21 protein-coding genes and 1 other annotated feature are annotated in these 18,666 nt (G+C 43.3%); of the genes, 2 read left to right on the top strand and 19 right to left on the bottom strand.

The genetic code is table 11. From position 1 onward, the window contains the following. Positions 1-3 precede the first annotated feature (3 nt). Positions 4-786 carry a transporter substrate-binding domain-containing protein gene (locus tag AC25CA_RS06720; RefSeq protein WP_486816287.1) on the bottom strand — a complete coding sequence of 261 codons (783 nt, stop codon included), beginning with the start codon at positions 784-786 and terminating at the stop codon, positions 4-6. A gap of 46 nt (positions 787-832) precedes the next feature. After that, positions 833-1,058: a binding site (T-box leader), on the bottom strand. 77 nt (positions 1,059-1,135) lie between these two features. Further along, positions 1,136-2,392, bottom strand: coding sequence for a GTPase HflX (gene hflX, locus AC25CA_RS06715; protein ID WP_486816286.1), 1,257 nt, complete (start codon positions 2,390-2,392; stop codon positions 1,136-1,138). 59 nt (positions 2,393-2,451) lie between these two features. Here hflX and AC25CA_RS06710 point away from each other — a divergent pair, with 59 nt between their 5' ends. Beyond that, positions 2,452-3,441 carry a dihydroorotate dehydrogenase-like protein gene (locus AC25CA_RS06710; RefSeq protein WP_486816285.1) on the top strand — a complete coding sequence of 330 codons (990 nt, stop codon included), beginning with the start codon at positions 2,452-2,454 and terminating at the stop codon, positions 3,439-3,441. 309 nt (positions 3,442-3,750) lie between these two features. On the opposite strand, the gene AC25CA_RS06705 is transcribed toward AC25CA_RS06710, so the two are convergent. Genes AC25CA_RS06705 through AC25CA_RS06695 form a run of 3 tightly spaced genes read right to left on the bottom strand, consistent with a single transcriptional unit; the run spans position 3,751 to position 6,076 of the window. Further along, positions 3,751-4,359, bottom strand: a complete 609-nt coding sequence (locus AC25CA_RS06705) for a histidine phosphatase family protein (protein WP_486816284.1) — start codon at positions 4,357-4,359, stop codon at positions 3,751-3,753. Between the two features lie 10 nt (positions 4,360-4,369). Further along, positions 4,370-4,612, bottom strand: a complete 243-nt coding sequence (locus AC25CA_RS06700; protein WP_486816283.1) for a hypothetical protein — start codon at positions 4,610-4,612, stop codon at positions 4,370-4,372. Positions 4,613-4,627: 15 nt separating this feature from the next. After that, positions 4,628-6,076, bottom strand: a complete 1,449-nt coding sequence (locus tag AC25CA_RS06695; RefSeq protein WP_486816282.1) for a nicotinate phosphoribosyltransferase — start codon at positions 6,074-6,076, stop codon at positions 4,628-4,630. 216 nt (positions 6,077-6,292) lie between these two features. Here AC25CA_RS06695 and AC25CA_RS06690 point away from each other — a divergent pair, with 216 nt between their 5' ends. Next, a complete protein-coding gene (locus tag AC25CA_RS06690) occupies positions 6,293-6,955 on the top strand; it encodes an HAD family hydrolase (RefSeq protein WP_486816281.1) in 663 nt (220 codons plus the stop codon). A gap of 115 nt (positions 6,956-7,070) precedes the next feature. On the opposite strand, the gene AC25CA_RS06685 is transcribed toward AC25CA_RS06690, so the two are convergent. The 14 genes from AC25CA_RS06685 to dnaJ form a co-directional block, all read right to left on the bottom strand. Continuing rightward, positions 7,071-7,889: a pyruvate, water dikinase regulatory protein gene (locus AC25CA_RS06685; protein WP_486816280.1), complete on the bottom strand. Its 819-nt coding sequence runs from the start codon at positions 7,887-7,889 to the stop codon at positions 7,071-7,073. Between the two features lie 109 nt (positions 7,890-7,998). Next, positions 7,999-9,390 carry a glycine--tRNA ligase gene (locus AC25CA_RS06680; RefSeq protein WP_486816279.1) on the bottom strand — a complete coding sequence of 464 codons (1,392 nt, stop codon included), beginning with the start codon at positions 9,388-9,390 and terminating at the stop codon, positions 7,999-8,001. Positions 9,391-9,470: 80 nt separating this feature from the next. Further along, positions 9,471-10,232 (bottom strand): DNA repair protein RecO, encoded by a 762-nt coding sequence (gene recO / locus AC25CA_RS06675; RefSeq protein ID WP_486816278.1) that lies wholly within the window; start codon positions 10,230-10,232, stop codon positions 9,471-9,473. 9 nt (positions 10,233-10,241) lie between these two features. Then, positions 10,242-11,132, bottom strand: a complete 891-nt coding sequence (gene era / locus AC25CA_RS06670; protein WP_486816277.1) for a GTPase Era — start codon at positions 11,130-11,132, stop codon at positions 10,242-10,244. Beyond that, the gene (locus AC25CA_RS06665; protein ID WP_486816276.1) at positions 11,122-11,565 is read right to left on the bottom strand and encodes a diacylglycerol kinase; all 444 of its coding nucleotides are present in this window, start codon (positions 11,563-11,565) and stop codon (positions 11,122-11,124) included. The genes era and AC25CA_RS06665 overlap by 11 nt, the downstream gene beginning before the upstream one ends. Then, entirely contained in the window at positions 11,562-12,017 is a 456-nt protein-coding gene (gene ybeY / locus AC25CA_RS06660; RefSeq protein WP_486816275.1) for an rRNA maturation RNase YbeY, read from the bottom strand. Before ybeY ends, AC25CA_RS06665 begins: the two co-directional genes overlap by 4 nt. Positions 12,018-12,029: 12 nt before the next feature. Continuing rightward, positions 12,030-12,995: a PhoH family protein gene (locus tag AC25CA_RS06655; protein WP_486816274.1), complete on the bottom strand. Its 966-nt coding sequence runs from the start codon at positions 12,993-12,995 to the stop codon at positions 12,030-12,032. Between the two features lie 97 nt (positions 12,996-13,092). Beyond that, positions 13,093-13,539 (bottom strand): GatB/YqeY domain-containing protein, encoded by a 447-nt coding sequence (locus AC25CA_RS06650; RefSeq protein ID WP_486816273.1) that lies wholly within the window; start codon positions 13,537-13,539, stop codon positions 13,093-13,095. 14 nt (positions 13,540-13,553) lie between these two features. Continuing rightward, the gene (rpsU, locus tag AC25CA_RS06645; RefSeq protein ID WP_486816272.1) at positions 13,554-13,739 is read right to left on the bottom strand and encodes a 30S ribosomal protein S21; all 186 of its coding nucleotides are present in this window, start codon (positions 13,737-13,739) and stop codon (positions 13,554-13,556) included. A gap of 92 nt (positions 13,740-13,831) precedes the next feature. Next, the gene (locus tag AC25CA_RS06640) at positions 13,832-14,176 is read right to left on the bottom strand and encodes a histidine triad nucleotide-binding protein (protein ID WP_486816271.1); all 345 of its coding nucleotides are present in this window, start codon (positions 14,174-14,176) and stop codon (positions 13,832-13,834) included. A gap of 61 nt (positions 14,177-14,237) precedes the next feature. Beyond that, the gene (gene mtaB, locus AC25CA_RS06635; protein WP_486816270.1) at positions 14,238-15,539 is read right to left on the bottom strand and encodes a tRNA (N(6)-L-threonylcarbamoyladenosine(37)-C(2))-methylthiotransferase MtaB; all 1,302 of its coding nucleotides are present in this window, start codon (positions 15,537-15,539) and stop codon (positions 14,238-14,240) included. Between the two features lie 156 nt (positions 15,540-15,695). Beyond that, the gene (locus AC25CA_RS06630) at positions 15,696-16,439 is read right to left on the bottom strand and encodes a 16S rRNA (uracil(1498)-N(3))-methyltransferase (protein ID WP_486816269.1); all 744 of its coding nucleotides are present in this window, start codon (positions 16,437-16,439) and stop codon (positions 15,696-15,698) included. A 2-nt stretch (positions 16,440-16,441) separates the two neighbouring features. Next, positions 16,442-17,380: a 50S ribosomal protein L11 methyltransferase gene (gene prmA / locus AC25CA_RS06625; protein WP_486816268.1), complete on the bottom strand. Its 939-nt coding sequence runs from the start codon at positions 17,378-17,380 to the stop codon at positions 16,442-16,444. A gap of 141 nt (positions 17,381-17,521) precedes the next feature. Continuing rightward, the gene (gene dnaJ / locus AC25CA_RS06620) at positions 17,522-18,655 is read right to left on the bottom strand and encodes a molecular chaperone DnaJ (RefSeq protein ID WP_486816267.1); all 1,134 of its coding nucleotides are present in this window, start codon (positions 18,653-18,655) and stop codon (positions 17,522-17,524) included. Positions 18,656-18,666: the final 11 nt, after the last annotated feature.

Genomic DNA, 18,666 nt, shown 5'->3' with positions numbered 1-18,666 from the left:
TTCCTAGTCAACCATCAATGTTGCATCCATAACGTATTGATCCAAGGTTCCGTCTCCCATAATATCCGCAAGAATTTCATTCACTGGGTCTACTAAGTCGCTGCCTTCTTCAACTGCAATGGAAACGCCTTTCGCTTGATCTAAATCGATACTCATAGCAAGCTCAGGATTCTGTGTGATATAGGCTTTTGCAACCGGTGCAACCAAGATCAATCCCTCGATTTTCCCCGTTTTCAATTCCAAGATCAAAGCTGTGATATCTTGAAGTGATGTTAATGGACTGTTCGGCAACAAATCTTGTGCTAAACCTTCTTGAACAGTTGCAGTTTGTGCACCGATCTTAACGCCTTCAAAGGCTTCAATAGAATTATAAGTGTCTACCTTATCTGCTTTTACTAAAATTGTTTGCGTTTCAAAATAATACTCATTGGTGAAATCAACCACTTCTTCACGTTCTGGTTTTGCGGACATTCCAGCAATAACCATATCAACCTTACCGCCTTGAAGCGCCGCGATCAATCCATCAAATGCCATATCCTTGATTACCAATTCAACGCCCATTTCATCGGCGATTTTTTGTGCGATCATGATATCAAATCCAACGATTTTGTCTTCGCCTTCAACCATTTTGTGGAATTCGTATGGCGGGTAATCTGCTGAAGTTCCCAGTACCAACTGGCCTGCTTCTTTAATTGCTGCCACCTTGCTTGTTTCTGCCTCTGCACCACATCCCGCGAATGCCATTGCCACCATTAAAATTGCTAAAAATAAAGCTACCTTTTTCATTTTGTTTCCTCCTCGAATTTTGGGTACAAAAAAAACCTCTCGTCTTGAAAGGGACGAAAGGTTTCGCGGTACCACCCTAATTAGCATAAAGAATCTGCTCACTTATCACGCTGACTGCGTGCCGCTTAACGTGCGGTGTCGTTCGATTTTGACCCATCTGGGTTGAATCGACAGCTCCTGAAAGCTCGTCATCCTGCTTCTATCACCGGCTTTCACCAATCCCGGTTCGCTACAGATACCCACAAGAATTTTCTTTCGTTCTTCGCCTTTGTCTTGGTATGATTATACAAAAATATGCATAACTAGTCAAGGATTATTTTGAAACATTTTTTTATTCCCTGTAAACCGCCTAGGACCAGCGTTCTAGCTCTTCTTTTTTCCACATGGCTCGTACATAAATTCCTTCTGCTTCATAGCGAGTATCTAGAATTCTTTTTTCTTGATGCAATTGATTAATCAATGCACCTGCACTCATCGGAAGCAACAATTCCTTTTCTTGCAGGGGTTCATAGATCATAGCTTCCAACTTTTCAAGAAGCTTATCGACACCCTCTCCCGATTTAGCAGAGATCGAAACGGTATCGCCCATATGGACCACCTTGCTCCCTTTGATTAAGTCTTTCTTGTTGTAGACCACAATCATGGGCTTGTCCCGAACCTCAAGGGTTTCCAATACCGACATGGTCGTCTTATATTGCATCTCGATGTCATCACTTGACCCATCCAAGACATGAAGAAGCAAATCCGCCTCAACAACCTCCTCAAGGGTGCCTTTAAAAGCCTCTATAAGGGTTGTAGGCAATTTGCTGACAAATCCGACAGTATCACCCAGCAAAAAATTCCGGCCCGAAGGTAGAGCGCATTGACGCAGAGCGGTATCTAGCGTTGCAAAGAGCATATCCTTGGTGAACACGGCCTTGTCCTCATCCTCCACCAAATTATTCATCAAGGTCGATTTTCCCGCATTGGTGTATCCCACCATCAATACGATCGGCATCTCTGACTTCACTCGCTGTTTCCGAGTCACTTCACGAGTTTTCTCCAGTTTCTTCAACTTAGACTCAATCTCTTCGATTCGCCTCAATAGATATCGCTTATCCAATTCCGATCGCTTCTCGCCAGGACCTCTGCCACTGATTCCAACACCAGCTCTCGAAAGATCTGATCGCAATCCGGTCAGTCGAGGCAATCGATATCGAAGCCGTGCCAACTCTACCTGCAATCGACCCTCAGAAGAACTTGCTCGCTTGGCGAAAATTTCTAAAATCAAAGCTGTTCGATCGGTAATCTTTCTTTGAAACTGATCCTCTAGGTTCTTTAATTGTGAACCACTCAACTCATCATTAAAAACCACAGCATCAATTTCATCTGCCTGGCAAAGGGCTGCCAACTCTTCAAGTTTCCCTTTCCCCACATAAGTTCTAGGATGAAATTTTTCCAGAGATTGGGTGGCGACGGCAACCGTTTCTCCACCCGCCGCTTCGACTAGTCGCTCCAATTCTCGCAATTCTGCTTCAATGGTTGGTTCGCCTTTCTTCTGCACCGCGACAATCAATACTCGTTCCGGTACATGGTTCTCTTGGTTTTCATTTTCTTTATTCTGCATATTGTGCTCCCTTCTAGTTCTTGGGTATCTATATATTGAAATTCAAACGGAGGTGTAATATGAAACTTGAAACTACCCTAATGGGGTTATCCCTAAAAAATCCATTTGTTATAGGCGCAAATCCATGGACCGGAAAAATCACCAAACTAAAAGAATTGGAAGCAGCAGGTGCAAGCGCTGTCGTCCTCCCCTCTCTCTTTGAAGAAAAAATTCAATTAGAGAAATTTCAACATCAAGAATCCATGCATGAATTTGATGATTTGCATGCCGAAATGCTCACTCAGCATCCCAATACAGACTATGCCGGTGCCGAGATCTATCTCCATTTTATCAAACAAGCCAAATCTTCGCTATCAATTCCTATTTTTGCCAGTCTCAATGCCCTAACATCCGATACTTGGATCTATTACGCAAAAAAAATCGAAGAGGCCGGTGCCGATGGACTAGAATTGAACCTCTATCATACCGCAAAGAACCCAAACCACAGTTCTCAAAAAATTGAGCAAGAGCAGCTTCAGATCGTACAACAAGTACGTAGCGAAATCAAAATTCCACTTTCGGTAAAGCTGAGTCCCTACTACACCAATACCCTGCATTTCATACAACGTCTCGAAGAAATCGGGGTAAACGGATATGTGCTCTACAACCGATTCTTCGAAGAAGAGATCGATATAGACCGAGAAATTCTCACTTTCCCTTTACGCTTGAGTCAAGGTACCGAGTACACCCATGCCATGAAGGCCATCGGGCTCTTATATGGTACAATAAAGGGCGATCTAATCGCAACTGGCGGACTTCACACCACCGAATCTATTATTCAAGTCATATTGGCAGGTGCCAGCGCTGTCCAAGTGGTCAGTCTGGTGCATATGCAATCCCCTAGCGTCTTGAGAACCCTGATCGAAGAAGTAACGCAATGGATGGATCAAAAGGGATACGGCTCCCTAGAAGCATTCCGCGGCTCATTATCGAAAAAGAATCAACAAGATCCTTTTGCCTTTGAGAGAGACCAGTATATTGATCTCCTCTTAAAGGGAAAGGTTTTATAATTAAATTGTTTAAAAAAGCGCTGCATTCGCAGCGCTTTTTATATCCATTAATTCTTTGAACCTATCAGAAAATAAAGCATTCTGCGACGTCTCAAAAGACAATACGTCTTTTCAACGCATTGCTTTCGCAATACGTCTTTTCAACGCATTGCTTTCGCAATACGTCTTTTCAACGCATTGCTTTCGCAATACGTCTTTTCAACGCATTGCTTTCGCAATACGTCTTTTCAACGCATTGCTTTCGCAATACGTCTTTTCAACGCATTGCTTTCGCAATACGTCTTTTCAACGCATTGCTTTCGCAATACGTTAGTCTAAATGGGATTGATCATTCTCATACTGCAAAACCCAACCATCAGGCGAGCTTTCAAACATCGTCAAGGCAGTATTCCCGGCAACCTCAGTATCCCATAACTGTTCCAAGGGAATATGCTTCAGCTCATTCACCAAGATAAGCTTCGTAATGCCATGACAAACAATCAGCATGGTCTCCGATTTTCCCACCGACTCAATTTCCCGCATGATCGGTGCAACCCGATTCCGAAATCCGCGAAAACTTTCTCCCTCTGGAATCTGAAAATCCGCAGGAGATTCGCAATACTGTCGATACAATTCAGGATACTCTCTTCCCAAAAACTCATAGTCTTTCCCTTGCATAAAACCAAAATCCATTTCTTTTAATTCCTCAAAGAACTCCAGTTTCTCAGGACGATTTTCAAGAATTGTTTCTGCTGTTACACGGGCTCGCTGCATCGGACTTGCTAAAACGCGGTCGAAGGCTTCCCCCGCCAGTCGATCTCTCAACCGAACAGCTTGTTTCAGTCCCCGCTCCGATAGCTTCGTGTCAATGCTACCTTGCATGCGTTTCAGTAAATTATATTCAGTTTCACCATGTCGCGTAATAAAAATTTTCCCCACGTTATTCCCCTTAGTTCAACCACTGATTTTGGTCTTTCATAAATTGTTCGTACAATTTTTCGATGGACTCTACATCATCATCCAACCAGATTTCATTTTTTGCCGACATCATGGTTACAAAAAGGCATGCAAAGTGGAAGATTGCTTCCTCATCCAGCATTTGTTCCTCATCTTTTTCTTTGATTAAGCGCTTGGCTATTTTTTTCGCCAACCCAACTTGCTTCTCACTCAATTCAATTTCGAATCCAAACATCTTCCTTCCCCCCTCCTAATAATCACCCTCAGAATATTCTTCTAAGAGAGTATGTTTAATTTGCCACAAATCTTCCGATAAGTCAACAAAATATCGATGTGGATTTTCCAATCGTCGAACCTCATCCCATAATTTTTCCGTTTCTACCATACAATAAGAACGAATATCTACCAAGCTTGGTGATTCGTATACCCGTTTACCACCCTCAAAAATAGGCACCAAGAGTTCTCTGACCTCGTAATCCTCAACGGTTAACCGTTTCCAGGTATAGTATGGGTTAAAAAGAGTGTATGGCTTACTCGTATCGATGATTTCCTCTTCCAAGGTTAATAAATCTGCGATGGCCTTTCCGCTTTCCTTTCGAAAGAAACGCAGAACTTTCTTGGCACCTGGTGTTGTGATCTTCTCTACATTGGCACTAATTTTAATCTTCGGAATGACAACCCCTTCCGATTCTACTGCAACCAGCTTATATACGCCCCCGAATACGGGATCCGATTTAGAGGTAATTAATCGTTCCCCCACACCATATGCATCAATTTTTGCACCTTGAACAGCCAGATCAGAGATAATATTTTCATCTAATGAATTTGAAACAAAGATCTTACAGTCATCATACCCCGCCTCATCCAGTCTCGCTCTCACCTTTTTCGATAGATAAGCCACATCGCCAGAATCGATTCGAATCCCAACGGGTCGTTTTCCTAACGGTTTTAATACATCATCAAATACCTTAATGGCATTCTCAATGCCTGATTTCAGTACATGATAAGTATCGATTAAAAGCAAGCAATTGTCTGGATAATGTTGCGCATAAACCTTAAAAGCCTCATACTCCGATTGAAACAATTGAACCCAACTGTGCGCCATGGTACCGCTAGATGGAACGCCGTAAAGTTGATCCGCCAATACACAGGCTGTTCCTACAACTCCGCCAATATAGGCCGCACGGGCACCTAAAACAGCTCCGTCTGGACCCTGGGCACGACGAGAACCAAATTCAACTACCGGTTTCCCTTGTGCAGCCCTAACAATTCGATTCGCCTTAGTTGCGATTAGGGATTGATGATTAATTGCCAGTAAAACCATGGTTTCGATCATCTGTGCTTGCAGCAAAGGTCCCTTGACCTTAACAATTGGCTCATTGGGAAAAATCGGTGTTCCCTCAGGTACAGCCCAAACATCACACTCGAACTTGAAATTCGCAAGATAGTCAAGAAAACCATCAGAAAACGTCTTTTTTGTTTGTAAGAATTCAATGTCTTCCTTGGTAAAATTAAGGTTTTCAAGATACTGAATTAACTGCTCAACTCCAGCCATGATAGCAAAGCCACCTTTATCCGGCACCGAACGAAAGAACATATCAAAATAAACGACTTGCTCATGCAAGCCTTCTTCAAAATATCCATTGCCCATTGTTAATTCATAAAAATCTGTCAACATTGTTAAATTTCTGCTTAACATTTCTTCACCTGCTTCTTTCTATTCTGATTAATTTTGCTCTTTATAGTATACCATATTCTATCCAATCTTCTCGCAAAAAATCTATCAAAATCAGATCTCCAATCCAATTAAATAACGGGATCAAATCAACCGCCTTTCATCTTAAATGACAAATCCATCCTTTTAAAAGAGTAACTAATCAAGTATGATGGGAAAAGAATACGAAAGGAGCCACTTATGAATATACATGATTTTCACGCAGTTATTTTCGATTTAGACGGAACCCTAATCGATTCCATGTGGGTATGGAAACAAATCGATATCGATTATTTAGCAAAAAAACAAATTGCATTTCCACTTCAATTTCAAAGCGAATTAGATGGTATGAGTTTTACAGAAACCGCCGTCTACTTTAAGGAACACTTTCAATTAGAAGACAGCGTCGAAGCCATAAAACAAGACTGGATCGACATGTCATACCAAAAGTATACCCAAGACGTCACCTTAAAGGAAGGTGTTTTACCTTTTCTCCGGTTTCTCGCGGATTCGAACATTCCAATGGGTATCGGAACCAGCAGCAACCGTCAACTGGCGGAAGGTGTTCTTTGCCGCCATCAAATCGACGGATATTTTTCAAGCCTGCGCACCTCCTGCGAGGTGGAAGCTGGAAAACCGAATCCGGCTATCTTTTTAAAAGTCGCAGAAGACCTTGGTGTTAATCCCAAAAACTGCCTAGTCTTTGAAGACACCCTGGCCGGAATCCAGGCTGCAAAACGCGCTGGCATGGCTGTCATTGCCATCCATGAACCCGCTCATGCTCATCGTCGTGACGAGATTCAAGCCTTGGCAGATGAGTACCTTGATAATTTCCATCCACTGCTCAAAAATACATGTAAGTAGACTTATCGTAAACGTTTCCACCACGAATTTTCATTCAAAAAACGTCCATGCAAATATTTGCTTGGACGTTTTTACAATATTTTTTTCGGCTTAAAACGTATACTTTGACGTTTTTCTATTCGATCAATCCTTCTTTTCTCAAATGCTCCGCAATCAAACTCGCCGTTTCTTCAACTGACTTCTCAGCTGTATTGATTACCATGCATCCAAGTTTTTCATAGATCTTGTTCGAATACTCAATTTCTGTAACAATCCGTTCATCCTTAGCATAATTTGACGTTTGCGAAAGTCCCAATGCCTTTAAACGCTCGTTTCGTATCTCTTCTAACTTGGTCATATCCGTGGTCAATCCCACTATTTTTCTGGGATCCAGCTCAAAAATAATGTCAGGCGGTTCCACTTCCGGTACCAAGGGTAAGTTGGCTACCTTAATGTTGCGATGGGCCAAACTCATACTAGTCGGCGTTTTCGAGGTTCTCGAAATACCCAGAAGCAGGACATCAGCGTCTATAAATCCCCGCTCATCCTTGCCATCATCACAGCGAATCGCAAATTCAATGGCATCGATCCGATCGAAATAATCCTCATTCAACGCACGATATGCACCCGGAATCTGCTTGGGTGGTTTCCCCGTCAACCGTGTTAAAGCCTTCAAGACAGGACTCATGGCATCAAATACCTCAATCCCATGACGTCGGGCTTCTGAAACCAAATAGGCCGCAACTTCTTCAAATACCAGAGTAAAAATAATCATGCTATTTTCAGGCGGGATCCCGGCAAGTACCTGATCAACCGCTTCTTTCGTAACGATGTTGGTAAATCGATGAATTTTAAATTCATCCAAGTCGAATTGAGCGATAGAAGCCTTCGCCAATTGTTCTGCTGTTATGCCCATTGAACTCGATATAATATAAATCGAAATGGAGTCACTCATTTTTTTCTCCTTATTGCAACACAGATTTATTCGTCTTTATTGTACATGAAATAAGGATAAAAATAAACAAAAAAAAGGAAGCATAAAAGCTTCCTTCTTCTGATTTATCCTAAAATTCAAGTCGTTCTCGCAGGTATGCAACCAGCTCGGATACAGGTATTCGTTCTTGCTCCATCGTATCACGATGACGTACGGTTACCGCACCATCTTCCTGTGAGTCAAAATCGAAGGTGATGCAAAACGGTGTACCAATTTCGTCATTTCGACGATATCGCTTACCGATGCTGCCAGCATCATCATATTGCGTATTGAACGATTTCGCCAATAAGCGATAAACTTCCATCGCGCCTTCGCCCAATTTTTTCGACAATGGCAATACAGTCGCCTTAACCGGCGCTAAAGCTGGATGGAATTTCATCAAGTTTCGTGTTGATCCATCTTCCAAAATTTCTTCCGTATAGGCATCAATTAAGAAAGCTAGGGTTACACGGTCCGCCCCCAAAGACGGCTCGATGCAATATGGTACATATTTTTCATTGGTGATCGGATCCTGATATCTTAGATCAGAACCTGATGTTTCCATATGTTGTTTCAAGTCGTAATCTGTACGATCAGCAATGCCCCACAACTCACCCCAGCCAAATGGGAACAAATATTCAATATCTGTAGTCGCATTGGAATAATGTGAAAGTTCATCTTCTTCGTGGTCACGGAATTTTATTTTTTCTTCCGCTACGCCAAATTCTTTCAACCAATCCATACAAAATTGCTTCCAATATGCAAACCACTCTAAATCCGTTCCCGGCTTGCAGAAAAATTCCAATTCCATCTGCTCGAATTCACGGGTTCTAAAGGTAAAGTTTCCAGGAGTAATCTCATTTCTGAACGATTTTCCGACTTGTCCGATTCCAAATGGTATTTTCAAACGCGATGCACGTTGAACATTCTTAAAGTTAACAAAGATTCCTTGTGCCGTTTCCGGTCGCAGGAAGATCTCACTTGCCGTATCTTCGGTTACACCCTGGAAAGTTTTAAACATCAAATTGAATTGACGGATTTTTGTAAAATCAATTTTTCCACAAGAAGGGCATTTAATACCTTGGTCTGCGATATATGCTTCCATCTGCTCTTTAGACCACGCATCCACAGGACCTTCCAGTTCCAATCCTTTCTTTGCAGCAAATTCTTCAATCAATTGATCGGCTCGAAAACGAGACTTACAAGCACGGCAATCCATCAATGGATCCGCAAAACCACCAACATGACCTGATGCCACCCATGTTTGAGGGTTCATCAAAATTGCGGCATCCAATCCTACATTATAAGGAGACTCTTGGATAAATTTCTTCCACCACATTTTTTTAACATTGTTTTTCAGTTCAACACCCAAAGGACCATAATCCCATGTATTTGCCAAACCACCATAAATATCGGAACCCGGAAATACAAATCCTCGGGATTTCGATAATGAGACAATCTTTTCCATTGTTACATCTGCCATTTTAATTCCTCCGTTTTCTTTCCTATCGCTGGTTTACGACAGGAAGACTATGTTTACTTTAGCAAAACCCCAACGCCTTGTCAATCAGAAGAGGATGCTTGTATTTGACGCAAAAAGGCCAGGGAACGAAAATCCCGGCGATCTGTTTGCAAAAATATAAATTCTAGAATACAGGTTTCAATTTGTTTGAGTTCGGGTTCCGGAATCGGATGTACGATAATCTCTTCAAAACTCGTCATCAACAAAAAACGCATGGCTGGGATTACAGACTCGGAAACTCGCATACTTCCCCTCGTCTTCCGTACGCAATCTGAGCAAATGGCTCCACCGTGCTGGGCATGAAAATATCGAAAATTTGATTCCTGCTTTCCACACACAGCGCAAGCACTTAGTTGTGGTCTTAGTCCTAAAAAGGCAAGATGCTTGAGTTCAAAGGCATGAATTAAGCTTCTTAAAGCACCACCTGACACCTTGGTTAAAACTTCCAAGGTCTTTGCCAAAAGAGCATAATCCCGTTCATTGCTCTCCCCTTCCGGGGTTGTCAAAGCAACCAATTCAAACAGATATTGTCCATAAGCCAGTTGATCTAGATTCTCTGAAATTCCATAATGAGATGATAAGATCTGACCGCTCTGAATACGATTCATCTTGCGGCCAAAATAGATCGAATACTCCCCCCGAACAAATGGTAGCGTCACCCCATGCAAGGGACTCTTCATCCGCCTCGCTCCATTGGCGGAAGCCGTGATTCGCCCATACTCTTTGGTATACAAGGTTAAAATTCGATCAGCATCCCGATACTTCACCTCGCGAATAACAATCCCTTCGACTTCCTCAACCACAATGGCCTCCTATTTATAACCGAAGCGGCGAACCGCACTCTCTTTATCTCGCCAATCTTTAGATACCTTCACCCATAGTTCCAGGTGCACTTGCGTACCCAATAGTTTTTCAATTTCAATTCGTGCTGCTTTTCCGATTCCCTTTAGCTTACGACCGCCCTTGCCAATAATAATACCTTTATGGCTATCTCGCTCACAATGAATCGTTGCAGACACATACATGATTTCGCCTTTTTTTCTTGGCTTCATCTCATTAATTTCGATTGCAATTCCATGAGGTATTTCTTGATCCAAATAATGAAGGGCTTTTTCTCTGATGATCTCAGCGGCAATAAACCGTACCGGCTGATCCGTAATGGTATCCTCAGGGAAATACTGCGGTCCTTCAGGCAACAAAGCTTGAATCGTTTTAATCAATTCATCGACGCCATGATTTTCTTTCGCCGAAAGAGGACAAACTCCTGCAAAAACATCCATCGCCACAAATTTCTCGTAGAGACGAATCCCTTCTTCCGCCGTCAATAAATCCGATTTATTCAAAACCGCAATTTTGGGTATTTTCTTTAGTTTCTTTAATTCTTCCAATAAGAATTGATCCCATTTCCCCATACTCGTGCTCTCGTCAACAAGCCACAGAACCACATCCACATCCTTAACCGTGTCCAGTGTTATTTTTTCCATATAGTCACCAAGCTTGTTTCTTCCCTTTTGCATACCTGGCGTATCTAAAAATATAATCTGCGAATCATCGTCTGTAAATACGCATTGAATGCGGTTTCGCGTTGTTTGGGGCTTGTCTGAAATGATGGCAAGTTTTTCTCCCATCAATGCATTTAGCAAAGTTGATTTTCCCACATTGGGTCGCCCGATAATGGCAACATACCCACTCTTAAATCCCATTCTTATCCTCCTGTTTCTTCACTGTCCAATAACTTACAATTAGGATCCATACAGCCATAAAGGCCAGGATCCCAGCATAGGCAACAATATGCAATCGATCGTAGAACAAAATCGATCCCACACCAGCAGCCGTGATCGCCGACACTAAAACAGCGCCCGCGGCCAAGTCCTTAGCGGCGCCCGCTAAGGGATGCTGTTCCAAGGTAACCAGATCAACCGTCCGTTCAATGGCGGTATTCACAAGCTCCATGGCAATAACAAATCCAATCGTCAAAACAAGGATCGAGATCGCAATTGCGCTCAATCCTTGTAGGCCTGCAGTTATCAGTACAACAGCGCCAGCCACAAAATGAATTCGCAGATTTCGTTCTTCAACGATCCCACGCAGGATTCCCGATAAGGCGTAAACAAAGGCTAAAAGAAACCGCTTCATTTAAACACCCCTAGCTCCTTGAGCACAGTCTTTTCTCTTTCACGCATGACTTCTTTCTCTTCTTCCGCCTCATGATCATAGCCCATCAAATGGAACATGCTGTGTACGGTTAAATAGACGACTTCTCGCGTCAAACCATGACCAAATTCTTTCGCCTGTTCCATGGCAGTCTCCATAGAGATTACAATATCGCCCAAGAGAACATCCATCTCACCAAAGACTTCATCTTCTTCATCCAGTGGAAAAGACAGCACATCCGTCGGACGATCCACGCCGCGGTATTCACGGTTCAGTTTATGGATCTCCTCATTGGTGACAAAGGATACGCTCACTTCGTAATCCAGACTGTTTCTCTCTGTTTGCAAGGCCATTTTCACAGCCCGTTCTACTTCTTTCATTAGGGTTTCATCGACCGGATGAATCAATTGTCGATCGTCTATCCACAATTCCATCGAGTTCCTCCTTCATTTTTTTGTTTCATAGTTTTCATATGCTTCAATGATGCGCCTCACCAATTTATGACGCACAATATCATGCTTGGAAAAAAACACAAAATCAACGCCCTTCACCTGCTCTAATATTGAAATCGCCTGCTTCAATCCCGATTTTTTCTTTTCTGGCAAATCGATCTGTGTAATATCACCGGTAATGATCGCCTTGGATCCAAAACCCAGGCGTGTTAAAAACATCTTCATCTGCTCCGGTGTCGTATTTTGCGCCTCATCCAAAATCACAAATGCATTATCCAAGGTTCTTCCCCGCATATAGGCCAAAGGAGCGATTTCTATCAATCCCTTTTCCTTGTGTTTTAGGATCATATCGGGTCCTAAAATTTCAAAAAGGGCATCGTTCAAAGGTCGTAAATACGGATCCACTTTGTCCTGTAAATCTCCAGGCAAAAATCCCAATCGTTCCCCAGCCTCAACAGCCGGCCGAGTCAGAATAATTTTATGCACCACGCCGTCCCTAAGATCTTGAACCGCGCTGGCTACCGCCAAATATGTTTTACCCGTTCCTGCCGGTCCAATGCCAAAGACCACATCGTGATCCTGAATAGACTGCAGATAGGTTTTTTGTCCAATTGTTTTTGGCTTGATGGTGCGCCCCGCATAGGTCCGCGTAACAACATGATGCAACAAGACCTTAGGATCCACATTTCCCTTTTGCATGGAAAGATGAATCGCATATCGCACTTCCTGCGCATGGATCGGTGCTTTCTGTTCCGTAGTTTTCATCAAATAACGTAAGGCTTTTTCTCCAATGCGAACAGGATCAGCCTCTCCCACGATGCGAACTTCTCCATCTCCAACACGCAAATTAATATCCAAAGTCTTTTCTAGTATTTTTGCATTTTTTTCATAGTTTCCAAAGAGCTTTTCAATAAATCCAGGGTCTTCTACGGGAATCAGCAGATCGGTAACTTCTCCCATCTTTTCCTCCTTCTGAACAACTATCTCCATTATATCGAATCTCAAACTCCGTGTATATGGTATAAAAAAACCTGAATGGAATCCATTCAGGTTTCTACTACTGATTTAACAGTTTTTTTGCACTCTGGCTAATTAGGCTACCATCGGCTTTGCCTTTAACCTTCGGCATAACAACGCCCATAATCCGGCCCATATCACGCATGGATGCGGCTCCGGTTTGAACAATTGCTTCACGCACAATCTCATCAATTTCGTCTTCTGTCAATTGCTCCGGTAGATAAACCATAAGGATTTCAATCTCCTCTTCAGCTTGCTCTACTAAATCAATCCGTGCTGCCTTTTGAAACTCTTTGATCGATTCGCGCTTTTGTTTGACTTGCTTTCCAACAATCGCCAAGACATCCTCGTCCGCTAGTTCAATGCGTTCGTCTACTTCTCTTTGTTTGACGGCTGCGCGCAACATGGTGATCGTGTCTTTACGACGCTTTTCCTTGTTTCGCATTGCAGACTTCAAGTCTTCCATTAACTTCTCTTTTAAGGTCAATCAACTCACCTCGACTATTTGTTCTTCTTCTTCGCTTTTCTACGTGCTGCTTCCGCCTTCTTCTTGCGTTTTACACTCGGCTTTTCGTAATGTTCGCGTTTACGAACTTCAGAAAGCACACCGCTTTTTGCGCAGTCTCGTTTGAAGCGCTTCAGGGCGTTATCGATAGATTCATTTTGACCGACTCGGATTTCCGACATTTTGTTCACTCCCCTCTGGATCCCCCATTCTCATGGGATAGAGATTAGGCACTCAATTATTATACATGATTATTTGAAGAAATTCAACCCCTTTAACCAGGAGGCCACGCTAAATTTCTACCTGCCAAAACATGATAATGCAAATGAGCAACAGTTTGTCCCCCGTCAACTCCGCAATTGGTTACCACCCGGTAGCCTGCGGCATCAAATTTCAATTCTTTTGCCAAGATCTGAACGGCTTTAAAAACCGCCTGTATCACTGGAAAAGTAGAGTCATCCAATGCGTTGACACTTTCGATATGGATCTTAGGGATCACAAGAAAATGAACCGGAGCTTGCGGATTGAGATCACGAAAAGCCAAGACTTGTTCGTCTTCGTATAATACTTCCGTAGGAATTTCATGATTTGCAATCTTGCAAAAAATACAATCATCCATGGTTTCACCTCCCTATTTTCTCATTATACACCGAATTCCAACAAAAAGGAAAGCCTTTCCACTAAGATTCTACACTTCCGTAAAGACGTTGCGCATCTGCCCGTTTTATTCTCACCTTTACCCACAGGTCACCAGGATTGGTGTTTAAAACAGCCACTGGGGTGTAATCAGCCAAGTGGCCTAATCGAGAACCATCCGGCAGCCATTGCTTCTCGAGCAAGACTTCCTTCGATGTATTTAGATAGGTTTGAAAGATTTCTTCCCGAAGGGAGTTGACCTTCGCCGACAAGATTTTTGCGCGTTCCGCCTTGATCGTTCCATCAATTTGATCCGCAAATCCCGCAGCTGGCGTTCCTTCTCTCGGTGAATATGGGAAAACATGGATATCTGCAAATCGAATATTTTCTACATATGCCATGGTTTCTACAAACTCAGACTCCGTTTCTCCCGGAAAGCCAACAATTAAATCTGTTGTGAATCTCGGTGCCTCAATACTCTCGCGAAGGAGGCGCACAGCTTTGGAAAACTCAGTCGTGGTATATCGGCGATTCATACGCGCCAGCACCGAGTCAGATCCACTCTGCAAAGAAAGATGAAAATGCGGTGTCATGGTTTTTAATTTCCCCAATCGTCGTGCCACGTCCTCCGTCACCCATTTAGGTTCTAGAGAGCCTATTCTCAAACGGCGAAGTCCCGGCAATTGATCCGCTTCCTCAATCAAATTAATCAACGCACCCTTCTCCTGTAAATCCAAACCATAAGAAGCGAGGTGAATGCCTGTAAGGACAATTTCCTCATATCCCGCAGCAATCAATCGCTTTAGTTCTTCAATTACATCGCTAGACTTGCGGCTTCGAATAGCACCTCGGGCATATGGAATGATGCAGTAGGTGCAAAATTGATTGCAGCCGTCTTGAATCTTCACAAAAGCTCGTGTTTTCTCGTCTAGCGTTTCAATCGTCATTCCTTCATAAGCATGGGGTTTCATCACATCTGTAACCACAGATCGAAGACCCTTGCCAGTCAGTTTTTCTACCTCTTGAACAATTTCTTGCTTGTGGCCAGTTCCCAAAAGAAGATCAATTTCCTCAATAGCTGCCACTTCATCTTCAGCCACTTGCACATAACAACCCACAGCAACAACCTTTGCATCGGGATTTTTCCGCTTGGCGCGGCGAATGAACTGTCGACTCTTTCGGTCGCTCAGCTTGGTTACCGTACAGGTATTGATCACATAAATGTCTGCCATTTCTTGATCGCTAACCACTTGATAGTCGGCGCATTCAAATAATTCTTTCATACTTTCTGTTTCATACTGGTTTACCTTGCATCCCAGCGTATGAAACGCTACTCGTTTTTGCACGTACATTCCTCCTAGATCCAGCTCTGTATAAGCGTAAGAACCGCTTTTTTTGATTATACCAACTCACTTTTTCTATTTTGTCTTACAATTAAGTCTATCTATGTCGCCTTGCATCAACAACAAGTCAATATGAATTCACAAAATAGAGTCAAGTTTTTATACAAAGTCTCCGCATTCGTATTGCAAGATCGCGATAAAAGCAAGACTCGCCGTTTCGGTTCTCAAGATCCGAGGACCCAAACCAACAATAGCAGCACCCCGATCCCGCAGCAGCTGAATTTCATCGACTTCAAAGCCTCCCTCAGGGCCGATAACAATGGCAATGGGCTTTGTTCGATCCAAGACTTGCAACTGGGTATGCAATCCCTGTTTCTTCTCGTCTTCATAAGCGACCAAGACTTGTACATCCTCAGGAATCACTTTTAGCATTTCAGAAAATCCCATGGGCATTTTCACATCAGGAATCGTTACCCGCTTCGATTGTTTGGCCGCTTGATCGGCAATTCGTTGCCAACGCTTCTGCTTTTTCTCGGCCTTGTCCGCTTTGTCAATACGAGATACCGATCGCTTCATCTGAACCGGGCAGATTTCCATGACACCCAATTCAGTCGCCTTTTGTACAATCCAATCCATCTTATCCGATTTCGGTAGGCCTTGATAAAGAATAAGGCGGATCGTCCGAATTGCAGATCGGTCCTGTTGAGCGATCAACCGGACTTCAACCCGTCCTTCCTGTATTAAATCAATCTCCCCAAGCCACTGGCTTTCTCGATTGATTACGATCAAAACTTCTTCTCCAATACGCATGCGAAGAACCCGCTCAATATGATGGGCATCTTCACCCTCAATCCAAACCTTGCTGGGTTTCGCTATGGTCGATTCAATAAAAAACTGATGCATAGCTACTCCTTTCTCAAAATCAAAGAGCACCATTCCCCCATGATACTACCGCCCATCAGGGTCATTCCCTTGGCTTTCCAAAGATTCAACATTTTGTCTCTCTTACTTGCCAAAATCCCCGAAGCAACGATCCAACCACCGGGTCGAAGCGCTTGATCCAACTCATCCAATACCGTTTCAATGATCTCAGCAACAATATTTACAACAATACCATCTACAGGTTCTTGAATCACCTGTGATACAGAACGACTCGTAATCATGACCTGTTCCATCACACCATTGGCTTGGCAATTTTCCTTGGCAATTCGTATGGCCTGTTCATCTATATCAATACCCACAACCTGGCTTGCACCCAATAGACATGCCGCAATTGTTAAAATTCCAGTTCCAGTTCCCATATCCAAAACGCGTTCTCCTGTTTCTAGGATTGTTTCCAACCCTTCTATACACAAGGTCGTTGTTTCGTGAGTGCCAGTTCCAAATGCCATGCCTGGATCAATGGTAATGACCAAATCCGATGTGTTTTCTTCAGTTTCATCCCAAGTGGGGCGAATCCAAAATTTCTCACCAATCCGAAAGGCTTCAATGGATGATTTGAATGCTTGATTCCAATCTTGGTCTTCAATCAAAGAAACCGCAAAGCTTACATCTGCAAACCCAGACTCCCTTTGAACCATTTCCTCTTGACGTCGAATCAAATCCTGCCGCTTTTCGTCCCTGCAATCGCCCTCAAAAAAGGCCTGAATCACAACGATGCCCTGAAGTGTTTCTTGCGGTTGAAGGTCCGTCAATCCATCAAAATTGGCATCCTCACTCCTCAAAGACTCCACATCTCTTGCGTCCTGAATCACCAAACTCTCTGATCCCATTTCCCGCAACCATTCACTGGCGATTTCCTCGCTGCCCACAGCACATCGCAGGGTTATTTCCGTCCAATTCATTGTGTTCCCTCCATTCATTACCTGCTATCCTATTCTATCATCCCTGTCAAAACCCATAAGCCAATGAATTCTTTTTGAAGAACGATTCCCCATACCCAAAAAGACCGCAATCCTCCGATTTGAGAATCACGGTCCTTTGGTCTATTCAAATGCTTCTTTTAGTTTTTCAAAAAATCCTTTTTTCTTGTCGTAAACCGAGTCATCCGTCAAGTCTCCAAAATTTCTCAAGGCTTCCTTCTGCTGTTTGGACAATCGTTTTGGCACTTCGATATGTACATGAACATACAGATTGCCTTTGCCGCGTCCATTGACATTTTGAATCCCCTTGCCACGCAAACGAAAGATCGTGCCCGTCTGCGTTCCTTCAGGTATCGTGTACTTCACTTTTCCTTCAAGGGTTGGCACATTGACTTCATCACCTAAGGCTGCCTGTACAAAGTTGATTGGGTATTCCAAATGAAGGTCATCACCATCACGCTCAAAGATCTTATGAGGTTGCACCTGCAATTGCACATACAAATCGCCTTTTGGTCCACCGTGCGTGCCTGGTTCTCCTTGTCCTCGAAGAGGAATCACAGAACCATTATCGACTCCAGCCGGGATCTTAATCTTCAGCTTTTGTGTCTTTCGTTCAATCCCTCCACCATGACAATTGTCGCAAGGATCATCAATAATACTGCCGGTTCCCCGACAAGTGGTACACGTCGCCTGGGTCGCAAACTGACCAAATGGCGTATTTTGAACCTGTTGCATGGTTCCAGTACCATGACAAGTCGGACAGGTACGCTTTTTTGTTCCTTTTTTTGCACCGGTACCACCACATACATGGCAGGAATCATTTTTTGTTATTTTGATTTCTTTTTCCACACCAAATGCCGCTTCTTCGAATTCGATGGTTATACGATAACGAAGATCCGCACCTTTTCTAGGTCCAGTTCGTTGCTGACGTCTACCGCCAGAAAATCCCCCGCCGAACATATCGCCAAAAATATCTCCAAAGATATCTTCAAATCCGCCTTGGCCACCACCTGCACCAGGGCCGCCTTGACCATTTACGCCAGCATGTCCAAATCGATCATAACGTGCACGTTTATCCGTGTCGCTTAATACCTCGTATGCTTCATTGATCTCTTTAAAATTGGCCTCAGCCTCTTTATCGTCGGGATTTAAATCCGGGTGGTATTTCTTTGCGAGTTTGCGATATGAACTTTTTAACTGTTTCTCGTCCGCAGAACGATCTACACCGAGGATTTCGTAATAATCCCGTTGTGCCATAGTATTACCCC

The organism is Gottschalkiaceae bacterium SANA, from assembly GCA_036323355.1.
Taxonomy (GTDB): Bacteria; Bacillota; Clostridia; order Tissierellales; family GPF-1; genus GPF-1.
The sequence above is the reverse complement of the archived record's forward strand: the minus strand, read 5'-3'. Positions and strand labels throughout refer to the sequence as shown.